We start from the raw sequence: 16,332 nt of genomic DNA, 5'->3' as shown, positions 1-16,332 counted from the left end.
ATCCCGCTCTTATCGCATGATGATATAGGCTGTATAGATGAGGTATACCAGTACACAAATCAATCCTTCTTTTTTTGAAAACTGCTTGCGCGTGGCCGCAAAGAACAGTAGCATCAATGTAACTGCGATCAATACGAGTGTATCGTAAATGGATTCTTGTGATACCGGGATCGGCGACAGCGCTGCAGACATTCCTAAAATGAATAAAATATTGAAGATGTTGGAACCGATGGCATTGCCCAGTGCTAAACCATGTTCACCTTTTCGCGATGCGACGATCGATGTAACCAGCTCCGGCAAAGAGGTGCCGATCGCTACGATCGTGAGAGCGATCAGATTTTGGCTGACTCCGAATACCTGCGCGATCTCACTGGCATTGGTAACGACTAAATTGCCGCCGCCGATGATCATGACCAAACCGACCGCAATGAACAGCAGCGACTGCCCGATTGAACGGGTATGTTCCTGTGCTGTTTCCTTATGACGATTTGAAAGTGCGTCCATGATCGTCCAAATGAGATAACCGCCCATCATCACGATCAGGATCAGTCCTTCTAATCTGCTTAACTGCAAGTCGATCATACAAAACAAAAGAAAGAGCGCCGCACCTAATGACACCGGAATATCACGTATCAAGAGCTTACGATCAACCGCAAACGCCGCAAGCATCGCACATACGCCAACTACTACCATACCGTTAAAAATATTGGAACCGACGATATTGCCGATCGCAATATCATTGTTTCCCGCCAGACCGGCAGTAATACTGACAGAGGCTTCCGGCGCACTTGTTCCCATCGCCACGATCGTTAAGCCGATGATCAGCGAAGGCACTTTCCAAATACGTGCCAATGATGCGCTCCCTTCTACAAATAAATCAGCCCCTTTGATCAAAAGCAAAAAACCGACAACCAATAATAAATAAACCATAATTCCCTCCTGACCCGCGATCGGAAATCAAAAAAGACTTCCATCACGAAAAAGTGATAAAAGTCTTGTTTCTTATGAAATAAACCGGTTTTACAACGTGATGACGATTTATATCACATTCACGGATGAATGCAAACTACTCCCTTTTATACGAAAGTATTATATTGTTTTTTACAAAAGAAGGCAAGTAAAATTTTAATTAACGCTCCATCGGGCATCATTTGCATTCTTAGGATAAAGCAAGCAGGATGCTGTGACACCCTGCCTGTTTCCTATCTTAATATACGACATAGTATTCCGGTCTTAAACGGCATACCGGTGCTTTATATTCACACTGGCTGCTTGCATTGTAGTAAACCCCGAAGTTATAGCCTCTGCTCTGTAAGATCTGCAGGCCGCCGTTGATGCCGACCGTTCCCAGATCATACACTTCGATATGGGTATGCGGACCGGTGGAATTGCCGGAACTGCCGCGATAACCGATCGTTTGTCCCTGTGAAACGATCTGACCCGGTGTAACCGCAATTCCATTTAACATCAGATGGCCGACCAAAACGCCGTAGGTCCTGCCGTTTACTTCACCGACCATGACGATCATATTCGCATAACCGGCTGCATTTCCTAAATGTCCATATGTCGGATAGCCGTCGCGTGTATAGCCGATGACGCCGTTGATCGGTGCCGTAATCGGACTGCCGACAGCGCCGGCAATATCCAGTCCGGGATGGAAGCCGCCATCATCATATGCCCAAGTACCGGCACTGCGATAACCGCTGACCACTCTGCCCCAACCATTTGAAGAAGGCGGCAGTGTACCGTCATCAATCGTGATCTTCGGAATGCTGGCGATGATTTTGTTCATCTCTTCCTCATTCTGCAAGATCTGGTTGTAAAGATCTGCTTCTTTGCGATGTCCTTCTTCGATCAGTTTATCCTGATAACGCTTTTTCGCAGCGATTTCTTCTCTTTTTACTTCAATATCCGCTTTTTGCAGATCGACCAGCTCCTGCTGACGCTCTACTTCTTTTTTATCGTTATCCAGTTTTTTGATATCTTCATTCAGCGATTCGATCTGCTCATTTTCATAGGTCGTAATTTGATCCATGATGCTGATGCGCTCTAACAGATCCGTAAAATCAGTTGCACCCATAATAAAGTCAATATAACCGTTGGTATTGACAAATGACTGTGAATTGACCATACGGGCTTTGATATCATCATCTTTTTTCTTGATGGCTTCCGTATTTTCCTGAATTTGTGTTTCCAGTGCGGAAACCTGTGCTTCCAGTGCGGCAATATCGCTTTCTAATGATGCGATTTCCGCATCAAGACCGTCTAATTCTTCCTGTAGACTGAGCGCTTCCTGCTCGATCACGCTCAAATCGCTTTGCAGCGCTGCGATCTTATTGTCGATCTCTTTATTTAAGCTGTTCAAACTGCTGCTTTTTTGTGAGAGGTAACTTTGAAACTCATAGCATTCCTGTGCATCTGCTGCGGAAGAAAAGGTCTGCGAACAATAATTGCGCCAATAGTCTTCATTGCCTTCAAACTTGCTGTTTCCCTGTACGATCTCAACTGCCCCCGGCACTAACAACAAAAGCGCAGATGCCACAGCCAATGTGCCTGCTTTTTTAACGAAATGTGTTTTGCCTTTCCATCTTGCCTGTATTTTCATCGTTTCCACCTCAAATACTTTGTAACCGCAAGGAAGCTGCCTACCAAGCCGACCACGATACCCGCTAATAACAGCAATCCGCAAACCTGAAGCACAAACGGATAGATCGGCTGCAGCGTAAACATGGCACTGCTCAGCACTTTACCACCGGTAACACCATATAAATAGCGATAACCGAAGAAAGTGATCAGCATCGGAATGATTGCGCCGATCAGTCCGATGATCATGCCTTCGATCATAAACGGCATTTTAATAAAGCCGTTTGTCGCACCGACATTACGCATGATCGCAATTTCATGACTGCGGCTGTAAATCGTCGTTTTGATCGTATTGGAAATCAAGAAGATCGCCAGACAGCTTAATACCAAGGTAAGCGCCCCTCCGGCAATGCGGACCGTGGACAATCCATCTACCAGATCAGAAGTCGTCGTTCCGCCAAAATCAGCCTTTACGATCCTGCCTTCCATTTTCTCAAGTGCTTTCTGCACCGTTTCTAAGTTTTTTCCATCATCCACCGATACATCGAAAGCCGCATGCAGCGGATTTCCTTCTCCGCGATAAGCTTCATACAGAGATTGTGCCGATTTGTCCTGATTGCTGATAAAGCGGTCTAACTGTTCATCTTTACTAGAAAAGGACACGGCTTCTACATGCGGCAGTGCTTCGATTTCCTGCTGCAGCGCATCTAAATCTGCCTGCTCGCTCACACTGTCATCAATTTCTGCTAATATGCCCAGTCCTTCTTCAATGTTTTTGGTAAATGCGCCGATGTTGCCGGCGATCAGCAAAAACAAAGACATCAGTAATAAGGTAACCATGACTGCCGAGGAGCTGGAAATTGTCAAAGCAAGATGACGGATAACGCTCTTGCCTGCTGATTTCACATGAAACGGGATGCTTTTGATCAGTTTAATCATGCTGCAAATAGCCTCCCTTCATGATATCCGCAACGATATAGCCTTCCTCTAAAGCAATGGTGCGTTTTTTTAACTTATTTACGATGGTGCTGTCATGCGTTACCATCAGGATCGTCGTATGTTCTTCCTCGTTGATGCGCTCCAGCAGTTCCATGATCTCAATGGATTTTTCCGGATCGAGATTGCCGGTCGGTTCATCGGCGATCAAAACCTTAGGGCGATTGGCGATGGCTCTGCCGATCGTCGCACGCTGCTGCTGACCGCCTGAAAGTTCGCTTGGAAAGGCTTTGGCTTTATCAGAAAGGGAAACAAGTTCCAGCACTTCTCTTACCCGCTTGCGAATATTCACTTTGCTTTCGCCGACACACTCCATCGCAAAAGCGATGTTTTCAAACACCGTCATGCTCGGCAACAAACGGAAATCCTGAAACACGACACCGATATTGCGCCGATAAATCGGCACTTTTGCATGCTTTAACTTCCCGACATCGACATCATCGACCAATACTCTTCCAGAAGATGGGATCTCTTCCCCATCCAGCAGTTTGATCAAAGTGGATTTTCCCGATCCGGTAGGACCGATCACATATACAAATTCTGCGTCTTCGATCGTTAAATTCACATTGCGAAGCGCATGAACACCGTTTTTATATTCTTTGGAAACGTTCTCCAATACAATCATAACGTCCCTCCTATTCATTCCATCTTTTGTATTATAACATAAAGCATTTCTTTTTTTTACCCCTTCCCATATTTTCACATAGGAAATTCTTTACATATCAAACAATTCTGTCTGATTTATGGTTTGATTGCTATTTGATATCGTTATTTATTCCGTGAAATACTTGCTTTGTGTGATTCATTTCATCAGGATCGAATTTGTCTGGGTGATTTTCGCAAATCTTCTAAACTTACCTGTTTATCCGCTGAAAATCCCCTGACATCTTATGGCGACATCTTTCTTGAAACACCGTTTCCGAAGGTTTCTTCCTATTGACGATAAAAGCTGCTTTGCCTGTTCGGGCTGAATAAGAATCATCACGCCTGTTCATAGTTCTTGCTTCTCCTTTTGTTGCATTTGATCGCAGGGCATTTTCTTTGGAATGCTTTGCAAATACAGCCTGCTTTATCTGAACATATCCAGAAGTCATTCAGTTGTGAATGTAATCGTAATCAGTATAAAAGAAATTCCCTTTTGTATCTTAGGCACAAGAAAAGAAGGAAGTCCGTTTCTGGAGTCCTTCTCGATCGTGCTGCTATAAATGTAACTATGATTCCGTTGTTAATGCGTTATGCAAACTGAGTTTTATTTAATCGTTGTGCCTATCTTCATTTTTCTACGCCATTCCGGCGCCGCTCCATCATCAGACCAATATTCATCCATCTCTGCAATCAAATGATCTTTGATACGAATAAAACTTACTACATGAAACGATGCACTGTTATCAACAGGAAATACTCTACAAGCCAGAATCACTGTATCATTGAATTTTTCAATACGTTCTATTTCCCCATTCCAATCATTTGGGTACTCACAATTTGCTTTTATATATTCCTCTACATGAAATCGTTCGTTGGTGCAATGCCATTTAATGCATGCATTTTTATGAAAATACTTTTTCAATTCTTCCTCATTTTGTGATATGACAGCATCAAAGAATTTTTTGATATCCATACAGCTCACCTCCGCAAATTCGTATTTGTTGATCCTATTATATCGTATTTCACCTGTTTTTTTATACCTATTCGACCGGGACGATCCGTTTTCATCTGTCAATCCTCATCCATGTTCATACATGATCTTTCCACATCACTCTAAATTCATTCCTGCTATCATGATACGATAGGATAATAGAAAACAAGCGCCGTCATGTGTTTCCCATCTTTCTAAACACTTTTCGCACTTGTTTTTTTGTTTAATTGACCTGTTTTTTCAAATAAGCATAGATAAAATCATCGATCTCGCCGTCCATGACTCCCTGCACATTGGTCGTTTCATAACCGGTGCGCACATCTTTGACAAGCGAATAAGGATGAAATACATAGGAGCGAATCTGCGAACCCCATTCGATCGCTTTCTGTTCGCCCTTGATTTCTGCCAGTTTTGCCTCCTGTTCCTCGATCATTTTCTGATAAAGGCGGCTCTTCAACATATTCATTGCCGCTTCTCGGTTTTCATGCTGCGAACGTCCGCTTTGACAAGTCGCAACCAGTCCGGTCGGCTTATGCACGATCCGCACGGCAGAATCCGTTTTATTGATATGCTGTCCGCCGGCACCGCTGGCCCGATGCGTATCGACTTCAATATCCTCCGGACGGATTTCGATCTCGATCTCATTGTTGAACTGCGGCATAACATCGAGCGAAGTAAATGAAGTATGTCTTCTGCCTCCGGAATCAAACGGTGAAATTCTGACAAGTCGATGCACGCCTTTTTCCGATTTCAGATAGCCATATGCCAGATCACCTTCGATCAGCATCGTAACCGATTTGATACCGGCAACCTCACCTGCCAAATAATCCAGTACGCTTACTTTATAACCATGCGATGCGGCCCATCGGGAATACATGCGGTAAAGCATCTCCGCCCAATCCATCGACTCGGTTCCGCCTGCTCCCGGATGAATTTCCACGATCGCATTAGAATGATCGTATTCATGAGAAAGCAGCACCGTAATCTCAAAATGTTCAAACTGCTTCAGCATTTCCTGATAATCCTGTTCACTGATCGCCATGATTTCTTCGTCATATTCTTCTTTCAGTAAAACATAGGCATCTCGCAAATCCTGCAATGCTTTTTCTAAATCATCATATGTCTGCACGACTTGATTTAAGCCGTTTAACTGCTGGAGCGTATGCTGCGCTTTCGTTGGATCTTCCCAGAAATGCGCTGCCATCGTTGCTGCAGTCAATTCTTCGATTTTATGTCTTTTCGCAGCTAAGTCAAAGTGACTCACCTAACTGAGATAACTTAGTTAGGTGAGTTTCCACTCCTTGCTTTAATTCATAAAGTTCCATTATGCTTCCTTCCTTTCGATCTGGATCTTTAAGGTAAAGAACACGACTTCTCTGGCGATCCGCTGCATCATTTCCTCAAACATTTCATAGCCCTCATTGACATAGGCCTGAAGCGGATTGTCTTGTGCATAGGAACGCAGATGAATGCCATCACGCAGCTTTGACATCATGTCAATATGCTCGATCCAGTTGCGGTCCATGTTCCGCAATACGATATTTTTTTCAAACGGTAAAAACTGCTCTTTAATATCCGCGATCTTCTCATTGTACTGATTCCATGCTTTTTCGCTTAAATAAGCCGCCGCTTCCTCTGCTTCCTTGCCGTTTAACTCATCGGCACTGATCAGATGAGCGTCAAAGCCCAATACTTCAAGCCCCTGCATCAAAGAATCAGTCTGCACTTGGGTGCTGTGATTGCTTTGCAGCGTATTCGCCTGTACGACATTCTGTAAGACACGATCCATCATATCATGTACGATGCCATGCACATCATCATTTTCCAGTACGAAATTACGCTGATCATACATGATTTCACGCTGTTGACGTAGCACGTCATCATATTCCAAAAGCTGTTTACGCACATCAAAGTTATAGCCTTCTACACGGCGCTGTGCCTGTGTGATCGATTTGGTTACTAATTTTGATTCGATCTGTTGATCGCCCAGCGTCTTAAAAAGCGTTTCCAGCTTATCGCCGCCAAAGCGCACCATCAGCTGATCGCGCACCGATACATAGAAACGGGAATAGCCCGGATCTCCCTGACGGCCGCTTCGTCCACGCAGCTGATTGTCGATACGCCGTGATTCATGACGTTCACTGCCTAATACCGCCAAACCGCCAAGCGCTCGTGATTCCTCGGACAATTTAATATCCGTACCGCGCCCCGCCATATTGGTTGCGATCGTAACCGCTTTGACCTGTCCGGCCTTCGCAATGATCTCCGCTTCACGCGCATGGTTTTTCGCATTTAATACTTCGTGCTTGATACGCCGCTTCTGTAACATCGACGACACCAGTTCACTGACTTCTACCGAAATCGTGCCGACCAGCACCGGCTGTCCGCGATCATACAGCTTCGCCACTTCTTCTACCAACGCGTTGAATTTTAACTGCGGCGTCGCATAGATCGCATCCGGATAGTCGATTCGGGCAATCGGACGATTGGTCGGAATCTCAATGACCCGCATGTTGTAAATCGATAAAAATTCCTCTTCTTCCGTTTTGGCCGTACCGGTCATACCGCACAGTTTTTCATACAAACGGAAAAAATTCTGATAAGTGATCGTTGCCAGCGTACTGGTTTCTTCTTTGATCCGCACGCCCTCTTTGGCTTCGATTGCCTGATGCAGACCATCGCTGTACGCACGTCCTTTCATCAGACGTCCGGTAAACTGATCGACGATGACGATCTCATCATCGGCAACGACATATTCCACATCTTTCATCATAATATAGTTTGCTTTCATCGCCTGTGAAATATGATGCACCAACTGGGTATGTTCCACATCATATAAATTCTTCACCTTGAAATAGCGTTCAGCTGTACGTACACCATCCTCGCTCAGCATGACCTGCCGCGTTTTTTCATCGATCTCATAATCTGATTTCTTTAAGCGTTTCGCAAACTGATCCGCCTGGATGTATAAATTAGCGGTTTTTTTCGCTCCGCCGGAAATAATCAACGGGGTACGCGACTCATCGATCAAAATGGAATCGACTTCATCGACGATCGCCACATGCAGACCGCGCATCACACGATCCTTTACATCTGTTACCATATTGTCGCGCAGATAGTCGAAGCCGAGTTCTGAATTGGTCGTATAAGTAATATCGCACGCATAGGCTTCCCGTTTCTGCCGCGCACTGAATTCACGTTTATTAAAGCCGACACTCAATCCTAAAAACGAATAGATCTGGCCCATCCATGTCGCATCACGTTCTGCTAAATATTCATTGACGGTAACAACGTGCACGCCTTTCTGCGTCAAAGCATTCAAATAAACGCACATTACCGATGTCAGCGTTTTTCCTTCACCGGTCTTCATTTCCGCAATATCACCGCCGTGCATAGCGACTGCACCCATGATCTGTACCAGATATGGATATTCACCGATCACACGGCGACTGGCTTCACGGGCAACCGCATAGGCTTCCACCAATAAATCATCTAATGTTTCGCCTTCTTGATAACGGCGCTTAAACTCATCTGTCTTTTCTTTCAGCGCCGCATCGCTCAGCGCTTCCATTTGCGATGCCAGCGCATTGATTTCATTTGCTTTTTTTTCTAACTGCTTCAGCCTTTTTTTATCACCACTGAATAAAGCATTCATAATTCCCATGGTCAGTCCTCCATTTCACTTAACGATCAAGTGATTTTTTCCTATATTAACGCATGTTAAATTATACCATAAACCCTTTGCGATGAAAACAAAAAAGCGGGTTTGTATCAAAGAAATGCGGATCCACCTATTCCTAGTGTCCTTTCATTTTGAAAGCTTACGGAATTTCCCTTTTTCTAAAAAACAGATGGCGCGCACCATTCATGTGTCCCCATCTGTCATTTTGCTATTTACAGTTTAACGATATTGTTTGCCTGTAAGCCACGTTCCGTTTCAACGATTTCAAATTCAACCGCCGTGTCCGGATCAATCGTTTTATATCCTTCCATCAATAACTGTGAATAGTGGAAAAATACTTCCTTTCCATCTTCACTGATGATAAAACCATAGCCTTTTGCCGGCTGAAACATTTTTACTTTTCCTTGCATAATATTAAAAATCCTTTCTTTTCTACATTATAGTAAATTTCATTTTACCATGCAATCACGATGCTTTGCATGCTTCCTTTGCTTATGGAACTACCTGCTTGTCCTATCGCGTCATACGACCACTGCTCTTATGCGCCTTCCTATGAGCGGATCATTCTTTTTTCGACTCTGTTTTCACGATCAGACTGCTTTTATTTGTCTTTCATCTCGTTTCTCCTTTCCGGCTTGCCCCTATTTCTAGTATAGCCGCAACCCTTTGACGATACAATCAAAACTGACCGCAATTTTCGACATACAGCGGATGTACGCTGAGCACCAGCACTTCGATCGGATACGGGTGCTGCTTCAGCAATTCACACGCCGCCCGCAATGTAGAACCGCTGGTACACACATCATCAAACAAAAGGAGCGCTGTGTCCGGCAAAGCAAGATTCGGATCCAGTTCGATATAAGCGGCGATTTCCAAACGGCGCTTTTTTCCCTGCTTGGCCTGTTTGATCGGCGCTGTTTTGCGCAGACAGGGACAAATCGGCAAACGGATCTCTTTCAACATTTCCTCTAAATGATGAAAGCCGCGCTCTTTGATCTTTGCTTCTGAGGAGGGCATCGTTACGATCGTATGGTCCGCATATCGTCTTTCTATCTTATGTCTGAAATCATGTAAAAAGACCGGTGCAAGCGCAATATCTCTTTGTTCTTTATAGCGGTAAATCAGACTTTCCAAGGCATCGTCATATGTATAAAGCGCCCACATCGGATATTGTGAAAGTGTCAGCTTTTGATAAATACAGTGGAAATAAGTTTCTTTACAGACATGACAGATCACTTCTTTTGAAAACAAATAGGAGCAAAGCGGCTGTGCTCGATCAAGCTCGCCGATGCAAATGCGACAAAACGGAATCGGCCTGCGTTTTCCGATCTGCCTGATCCAAAGCCAAAATGCGGTCATATAGGAAGTTCGATCCTGCTTCAATTTTCCTATTTTAAGTGTTAATTTACGCATATATCCCCTTCCTCATTCATTTTTCTCAGCGCCCTTGCACAGCGTTTGATCGCAGTTGTTTTACGGGTACAAAGAAATAATCCTTCTCCGCTTGGCATCGTTATGCTTCTTCCCACCCTGCCGATCATTTGGATCAAGCTTGCTTCATGAAAAACAGGATGATCGCTTTTCCATATCACCACATCAACACCGTGAATCGTAATGCCACGCTCCAATACGGTCGTGCAGATCAAAAACTCTAATTCATATGCGCGCAGTTCTGCCACCAGTCTTTCTTTTTCTATTGTCTTGGAGGTAAAGGCGCGGCAGCGACCAAAAAGCGACAGGATCTTTTCAAAATACGCTGCGCATGTGATCGTCGGCACAAATAACAAAAACGGCTTATGTTGTTTCTGATGCCTTCTGATAAAAGAAAGCAGAAAACACGCCTGCACTGCCGGCGGTGCGGAAATGATGCGCGGTTCGACCAATGGATAGCCATGCGGACGCCGAAACAGCTCTACCATTTTCAATTCTCCTGCTTCCACTCTTTTCAGATCCCTTTCATCCGGCGTCGCACTCAAATAGATCCGCTGCCCGACACAGGCGCTTTCCGCAATTTTTTCCAGCATCTCATTATCGCGAAAAGGAAACGCATCCACTTCATCCATGATCAACAGGTCAAATCCCCGATAATAGCGATACAGCTGATGCATGGTACAAACGATCAGATCGCCGTCAGTTTGATCTGTATAGCCCTCACAAACCGCGACCACCCTGATTTGCGGAAATGCTTTGCGCATCCGTTCGCAAATCTCAAGCACGACCTGTCTTCGCGATATGGCAAACCCCACCCGTTTGCCTTCCTTGAGATATCGCGCTATGCTCTCCATCACGATTTCCGTCTTGCCCGCACCGCACGCCGCATATACAAACACATCATGTCCTTCTCGCAAATCGTCATTTAGTTGTCTGATCACTGCCTGCTGATACTTCGTCAAAGGAAAATCCAACTGCACATCACAGACACATTTACGTGATTTGGAGGCATAAGGAACAAGCGGCTCACCAAGATCGACCCTTCCAAAATTCACACATTTACGACAATAGATCTGCTTGCCGTCTTTCCAAAAATAGCGTGGATCCCGATTTCCACATCGGCTGCATTGCAATCTTTCATCCCTCCTCATCATACGTTATAGAAAAAAACAGACAGACTCCTAAACAAACCTATAAAAAAAGCAAGAAAAGACGCCGCACTTGCTCTTATAAGCATGTCATCCTCTTCCCTGCTCTTTTTCTATTTTACGGGCTGCTTTATGATTTCGTCATCAACCGATCACGATCCACGATAGATCGGATCCAGCTGCTTCAATTCATTAAACGTATCGATTTCAATGATATCAGATGAATCGATTTCTCTTAGCAATACATCATAATGTTCTTTACAATACGTCAGCGCCACTTCATCCCAATATTTCTCACGTCCTCCCGGCATCGTAAAAACTTTTTCTACATCATTTGCCATCTTCTGTGCATCTTCCTTCGACCAGTAAGAAATGCCTACCATTTGATAACAATTCTGCCCGCCGACCGATACCTTCTTGATCATTCCGTTTTTCGTCTGGAAGCACCAGTCATCACTGCGCTCTACCGCAAAGCCGCAGTAATTGGTCCGATATTCATATTTACGGATGATATGCGGATGATACAGCAACAAATCGCTTTCCAACACATAAGCATTCTCCATTTGATCTTTGATCAGCATTGCACTGGAAATATTATTAGATTCATTATAGATTGGATTATCGATAAAACGAATCATCGGATATTTCTTCAACAACAGATCAAACTGTTCGCCCAAATAGCCGCGTACAATCGTTATATCCGTAATTCCTGCTGCCAGCACTGCATCCAACAGCGTTTCAATGATCCGCTTCCCATGCACCATGATCAGCGGTTTTGGCGTATTCAAGGTAATCGGCACCAAGCGGCTGCCAAAGCCGGCTGCCAAAAAAATCGCTTTTTTGACCCGATACGGTTCCAGCCACGCATACCCTTTCAGCGTTACCTCAAAATGCCCCTGCTCATTTGCGCACAATAATTCTTTTTCCTGCAATTCACTCAGCAGCTTATTGATCATACCAACCGAAAGCCCCAATGCTTTTGCCAGTGCCCGCTGTGCATGTTTTTCTTCCTGTCTTGCCTCTAAATAAACAAGCAAGTCAAACTGATTGATCGTCAAATTCATGGATATTCTCCTTTTCTTGTTCAACACGAATGATTATATCATGTTTTTTGAACAAATAAAGGAGTTTCAACATGAAATTTATGATGAAACTCCTTCTTTCTTTTTACTTATGAACGAAACGCCAAGAATCCTCACACATTTCTTCCAGTTCTTTTTCCGCTTTCCAGCCCAGCACTTCATAAGCTTTTTTCGTATCGGCATAGCAGGCAGCGATATCGCCAGGTCTTCGTGGTGCGATCACATATGGTACATCCACCTGATTGGCTTTGATAAACGCATGCACGACTTCTAATACACTGTATCCATGGCCGGTTCCCAGATTAAACGCATCGATGCCGTTTTTCTTTTCCACCCATTCCAAAGCCTTCACATGCCCTTTTGCCAAGTCAACAACGTGAATATAATCGCGTACACCGGTTCCATCCACAGTATCATAGTCATTGCCGAATACGCTTAGATGATCTAATTCCCGATTGGCTACTTTTACGATATACGGCATGAGATTATTCGGAATATCATTCGGACTTTCTCCGATCAAACCGCTCTTATGCGCACCAATCGGATTAAAGTAGCGCAATAACGCAATATTCCACTCATTATCCGCAAAATGGACATCCTGCAAGATCTGTTCGATCATCAGTTTGGTCGTTCCATAAGGATTGGTTGTCGGTCCAAGCGGGAAATCCTCGCAAATCGGCACACTTGCCGGATTGCCGTACACAGTAGCGCTGGAACTGAATACCAGATTTTTACAGCCGTACTTCAACATCGTTTCACACAGTACGATCGTGCTGTATAGGTTATTGTCATAATACATCAGCGGTTTTGCGACCGATTCGCCGACAGCCTTGTACCCCGCAAAATGAATAACCGCATCGATCTGCTGTTCATGAAAGATCCGCTCTAATAAAGAACGATCACAAACATCTCCCTCATATAGACATACCTTTTTCCCACTGATCTGCTGGATCTTATCGATCACATCTAATTGCGCATTGTAAAAATTATCAATGATCACGACATCATGATCTGCTTCCAATAATGCGACACAAGTATGACTGCCGATAAAACCAGCGCCGCCGGTTACCAATACTTTCATAATTGACCTCCTCGATAGTATGCGCTATCTTATTTTCTTCTCCATTATAAACAGGAATTTTGAAAAATACAATTCTTTCCGCAATGTCTTTTTGCATGCAAAAAAGATGGCAGTACAGAGAAATGATCGCTTCCACCATCTTTTTATTTGCCAGTATCGTTATTTTCGCTTCTTTATTGTTCTTTCATGACTGCTTCGATTTTCGCAACCGCCGCTGCCACACTTTCTTCATCCGGCACCATCATATAAGAATTCGTACCGTTTTGATAAGAGTACAGGCTCGCTCCGGTTCCATCTACGCTTTGACTTTCAATCGTCCAGCCGCTCATATCATTCAGCTGCATACGCACAAGACTGGTGATCTCGCTGTCAGACATATTGGTTTCAAAGCTGCCGCCTACAACATTCATGATACCAGTGTAGTTGGTAATAATGGAATAAGAAAGGGCTTTGTTGATGATCGCCGTCATGACGCGCATCTGGTTTTCTCCGCGTCCGCGATCGCCGCCTTCCTGATGATAGCGGTCCCGGGCGAATGCCAACGCCATTTTGCCATCCATATGCTGCGTACCGGCGTTAAATTGATAGCCGTCTGCACTGAATGAGTTTGCCACTTCGACATCTACCCCATCCAATACATCGACGATCTCGATCAAGGAAGTGAAATTAACCCGCACATAGTAGTTGATGTCGATGCCGAGTTTTTGTTCCACTGCCTCAACGCTGCACTGTACGCCGCCATTGCCGGCATGGGTCAATTTATCATATTCGTTTTCATAGCAAGGAATACGAACATAGTAATCACGCGGAATACTGGTCATCAGTACCTTTTTGGTTACCGGATTGATCGTCATGATGATATTGACATCGGAACGGGACCCGGTATTGATAGAACCGTAGCGATCATTGCCTGAAACGTAAATATTGAACGCATGTTCCGTTACATCGACATTTTTGCTGAAATCTTTTGCCTTGCTTACGCGTTTGTAGGTTTTAAGCACTTTTGTTTCATCAGAGAACTTTTCATGCGTTTCTTCGATCATGCTTCGATAAGATTCATTCAATACGATGGCACGTACTTCCCCTTGATAAAGGGCATCGGATAATTCGGCTATATTCTGATAACCGGTGGAACTGATTTCACCGTCTAAATCTTCATTGATCTTTTCCACAGCATAAGTGGTATTTTCCTGATCCATTACGCTCAATACGCCAAATGAATCGTTTTTTAGATCAGTGATCGTTTCGGCTTGATCTTCTTTCATTACGACAACGGATATTTCCGTTACCAAATCAGATTGACCGGTAATAGCGCCTAATGTATTGCCGCCGATAAAGACATAGACATTGGCGAAAATCAATAGTCCGCTCAGCAGCACGATCATGATCTTACCTAGTGTGCGGTTGAGCTTATTGATCCCTTTCCCGTATTGCAGCGCCCACATCAGCAGCAATAGCACCAGCAGTACGGTGATGAGAGCGATAAAGTATTTCATCGGAAGTATGTGAATTAAAAATAATTGGATCAGCAGCGCAGCAGAAAGGATCGTCTGCACTAAAACGAAATAGAAGCGGCTGTCTTTCCAAATGTTTTTGCGGTTGTTTTTCTTTTTCATAGCATAACCTCGCTTTTTTCAAATGTTACGCAATTAGAATACCACAAATTATGAATATTGCAAGATTTGCGGCAGTTCTTACGATTGCCGATGTGGAAGTATTTATGAATGATTTTGGTGTATGACTTCTTTATTTTACAGCGTATGAAGCATGATATCAGATTCTGATGATAAAGGTATTCTGTGCTGAGAAGAAAAAATGCTTTCAGTATTCTTATTCGGCTTCATGAAACCTCTTATCCCCCCATTCGCATCATTTGAAGGTTTGTTTCATTTGTGAAACTCATAATATATTTCATACTTTAAGTGTTATTACGTAGAAAAGGATAATCGCATATTATCCATAGGTAAGGAAGCAGTTGAGAGATCAGCTGTTTTTATTATGGGTTAGGAGGAAAAGGAATGTATCGAAATTATATAAAAAGAGGGATCGACTTTTTGTTGTCTTTGATTGCATTGGTATTATTGAGTCCGCTCTTTCTGATCCTATGCATCTGGATCAAGTTGGATAGTAAGGGACCGATCCTGTTCAAGCAAAAAAGAGTCGGAAAAGATAAAACTTATTTCTATATCTTGAAGTTTCGTACGATGTATGTGGATACACCAAAGGATATGCCTACCCATCTATTGGCAAATCCGGATCAGTATATCACAAAGGCAGGAAGGTTTTTAAGAAAGACAAGCTTAGATGAACTGCCGCAGATCTTGAATATCTTAAAGGGGGATATGGCGATCATCGGACCGAGACCGGCACTATGGAATCAATATGATCTGATAGAAGAAAGGGATCGTTATCATGCGAATGAGATCAAGCCGGGATTAAGCGGATGGGCGCAGATCAATGGACGAGATGAATTGGAGATCGAAGTAAAGGCGAAGTTAGATGGAGAGTATGTGGAACGCAGCTCTTTTTTATTTGACGTGAAGTGCTTGATCAAAACGATCACATCGGTATTGCGATCAGATGGAGTGGTAGAGGGAGGAACAGGAGAGATGCACAAGGGGGAGATGGAATGAAACGGATCTTGATCACGGGGAATAAAGGGGACTATTATCCGTATTCTTTTAACAAATATA

General features: G+C 43.9%; 14 protein-coding genes. 1 reads left to right on the top strand and 13 read right to left on the bottom strand.

Translation table 11 applies throughout. The features are described 5' to 3' along the window. Positions 1–9: 9 nt before the first annotated feature. From C1712_RS10010 to C1712_RS09945, 13 genes are all read right to left on the bottom strand, one after another. Positions 10–930 (bottom strand): calcium/sodium antiporter, encoded by a 921-nt coding sequence (locus C1712_RS10010; protein WP_102268898.1) that lies wholly within the window; start codon positions 928–930, stop codon positions 10–12. A gap of 277 nt (positions 931–1,207) precedes the next feature. Then, positions 1,208–2,605, bottom strand: coding sequence for a murein hydrolase activator EnvC family protein (locus tag C1712_RS10005; RefSeq protein WP_102268896.1), 1,398 nt, complete (start codon positions 2,603–2,605; stop codon positions 1,208–1,210). Next, positions 2,602–3,522, bottom strand: coding sequence for a permease-like cell division protein FtsX (gene ftsX, locus C1712_RS10000; RefSeq protein WP_102268894.1), 921 nt, complete (start codon positions 3,520–3,522; stop codon positions 2,602–2,604). Before ftsX ends, C1712_RS10005 begins: the two co-directional genes overlap by 4 nt. Next, entirely contained in the window at positions 3,515–4,204 is a 690-nt protein-coding gene (ftsE, locus tag C1712_RS09995; protein WP_102268892.1) for a cell division ATP-binding protein FtsE, read from the bottom strand. The genes ftsX and ftsE overlap by 8 nt, the downstream gene beginning before the upstream one ends. Positions 4,205–4,828: 624 nt before the next feature. Beyond that, the gene (locus C1712_RS09985) at positions 4,829–5,197 is read right to left on the bottom strand and encodes a nuclear transport factor 2-like protein (protein WP_102268890.1); all 369 of its coding nucleotides are present in this window, start codon (positions 5,195–5,197) and stop codon (positions 4,829–4,831) included. A 241-nt stretch (positions 5,198–5,438) separates the two neighbouring features. Further along, positions 5,439–6,540 (bottom strand): peptide chain release factor 2 gene (gene prfB, locus C1712_RS09980; protein WP_102268889.1). Its coding sequence is split into 2 segments (ribosomal slippage): positions 5,439–6,467 and positions 6,469–6,540, totalling 1,101 coding nucleotides; the frame shifts between segments, so codons are not numbered across the junction. After that, complete coding sequence (gene secA / locus C1712_RS09975; protein WP_102268888.1) at positions 6,540–8,879, bottom strand: preprotein translocase subunit SecA; 2,340 nt, start codon at positions 8,877–8,879, stop codon at positions 6,540–6,542. Before secA ends, prfB begins: the two co-directional genes overlap by 1 nt. A gap of 230 nt (positions 8,880–9,109) precedes the next feature. Continuing rightward, positions 9,110–9,307: a cold-shock protein gene (locus C1712_RS09970; protein ID WP_102268886.1), complete on the bottom strand. Its 198-nt coding sequence runs from the start codon at positions 9,305–9,307 to the stop codon at positions 9,110–9,112. A 268-nt stretch (positions 9,308–9,575) separates the two neighbouring features. Beyond that, positions 9,576–10,310: a ComF family protein gene (locus tag C1712_RS09965; RefSeq protein ID WP_102268885.1), complete on the bottom strand. Its 735-nt coding sequence runs from the start codon at positions 10,308–10,310 to the stop codon at positions 9,576–9,578. Then, entirely contained in the window at positions 10,298–11,461 is a 1,164-nt protein-coding gene (locus C1712_RS09960; protein ID WP_102268883.1) for a DEAD/DEAH box helicase family protein, read from the bottom strand. Before C1712_RS09960 ends, C1712_RS09965 begins: the two co-directional genes overlap by 13 nt. A gap of 167 nt (positions 11,462–11,628) precedes the next feature. Next, entirely contained in the window at positions 11,629–12,540 is a 912-nt protein-coding gene (locus tag C1712_RS09955; RefSeq protein WP_102268882.1) for a sugar phosphate nucleotidyltransferase, read from the bottom strand. A gap of 103 nt (positions 12,541–12,643) precedes the next feature. Further along, the gene (gene galE / locus C1712_RS09950; protein WP_102268880.1) at positions 12,644–13,639 is read right to left on the bottom strand and encodes a UDP-glucose 4-epimerase GalE; all 996 of its coding nucleotides are present in this window, start codon (positions 13,637–13,639) and stop codon (positions 12,644–12,646) included. A 173-nt stretch (positions 13,640–13,812) separates the two neighbouring features. Further along, positions 13,813–15,255 (bottom strand): LCP family protein, encoded by a 1,443-nt coding sequence (locus C1712_RS09945; RefSeq protein ID WP_102268878.1) that lies wholly within the window; start codon positions 15,253–15,255, stop codon positions 13,813–13,815. Positions 15,256–15,657: 402 nt separating this feature from the next. On the opposite strand from C1712_RS09945, the gene C1712_RS09940 reads away from it, so the two are divergent. Continuing rightward, positions 15,658–16,272 (top strand): sugar transferase, encoded by a 615-nt coding sequence (locus C1712_RS09940; protein WP_102268877.1) that lies wholly within the window; start codon positions 15,658–15,660, stop codon positions 16,270–16,272. Positions 16,273–16,332 lie beyond the last annotated feature (60 nt).

Source organism: Massilicoli timonensis (genome assembly GCF_900199515.1).
GTDB classification, from domain to species: Bacteria; Bacillota_I; Bacilli_A; order Erysipelotrichales; family Erysipelotrichaceae; genus Massilicoli; species Massilicoli timonensis.
This window is presented reverse-complemented; position numbering and strand designations above follow the sequence as displayed.

What these genes read in the sequence shown, in the direction of transcription:
- C1712_RS09945 (WP_102268878.1), bottom strand. Translation starts at nt 15,255, where the DNA reads ATGAAAAAGAAAAACAACCGCAAAAACATTTGGAAAGACAGCCGCTTC.
- ftsX (WP_102268894.1), bottom strand. Translation starts at nt 3,522, where the DNA reads ATGATTAAACTGATCAAAAGCATCCCGTTTCATGTGAAATCAGCAGGC.
- C1712_RS09940 (WP_102268877.1), top strand. Translation starts at nt 15,658, where the DNA reads ATGTATCGAAATTATATAAAAAGAGGGATCGACTTTTTGTTGTCTTTG.
- C1712_RS09965 (WP_102268885.1), bottom strand. Translation starts at nt 10,310, where the DNA reads ATGCGTAAATTAACACTTAAAATAGGAAAATTGAAGCAGGATCGAACT.
- C1712_RS09970 (WP_102268886.1), bottom strand. Translation starts at nt 9,307, where the DNA reads ATGCAAGGAAAAGTAAAAATGTTTCAGCCGGCAAAAGGCTATGGTTTT.
- secA (WP_102268888.1), bottom strand. Translation starts at nt 8,879, where the DNA reads ATGGGAATTATGAATGCTTTATTCAGTGGTGATAAAAAAAGGCTGAAG.
- C1712_RS09985 (WP_102268890.1), bottom strand. Translation starts at nt 5,197, where the DNA reads ATGGATATCAAAAAATTCTTTGATGCTGTCATATCACAAAATGAGGAA.
- ftsE (WP_102268892.1), bottom strand. Translation starts at nt 4,204, where the DNA reads ATGATTGTATTGGAGAACGTTTCCAAAGAATATAAAAACGGTGTTCAT.
- C1712_RS10010 (WP_102268898.1), bottom strand. Translation starts at nt 930, where the DNA reads ATGGTTTATTTATTATTGGTTGTCGGTTTTTTGCTTTTGATCAAAGGG.
- C1712_RS09955 (WP_102268882.1), bottom strand. Translation starts at nt 12,540, where the DNA reads ATGAATTTGACGATCAATCAGTTTGACTTGCTTGTTTATTTAGAGGCA.
- C1712_RS10005 (WP_102268896.1), bottom strand. Translation starts at nt 2,605, where the DNA reads ATGAAAATACAGGCAAGATGGAAAGGCAAAACACATTTCGTTAAAAAA.
- galE (WP_102268880.1), bottom strand. Translation starts at nt 13,639, where the DNA reads ATGAAAGTATTGGTAACCGGCGGCGCTGGTTTTATCGGCAGTCATACT.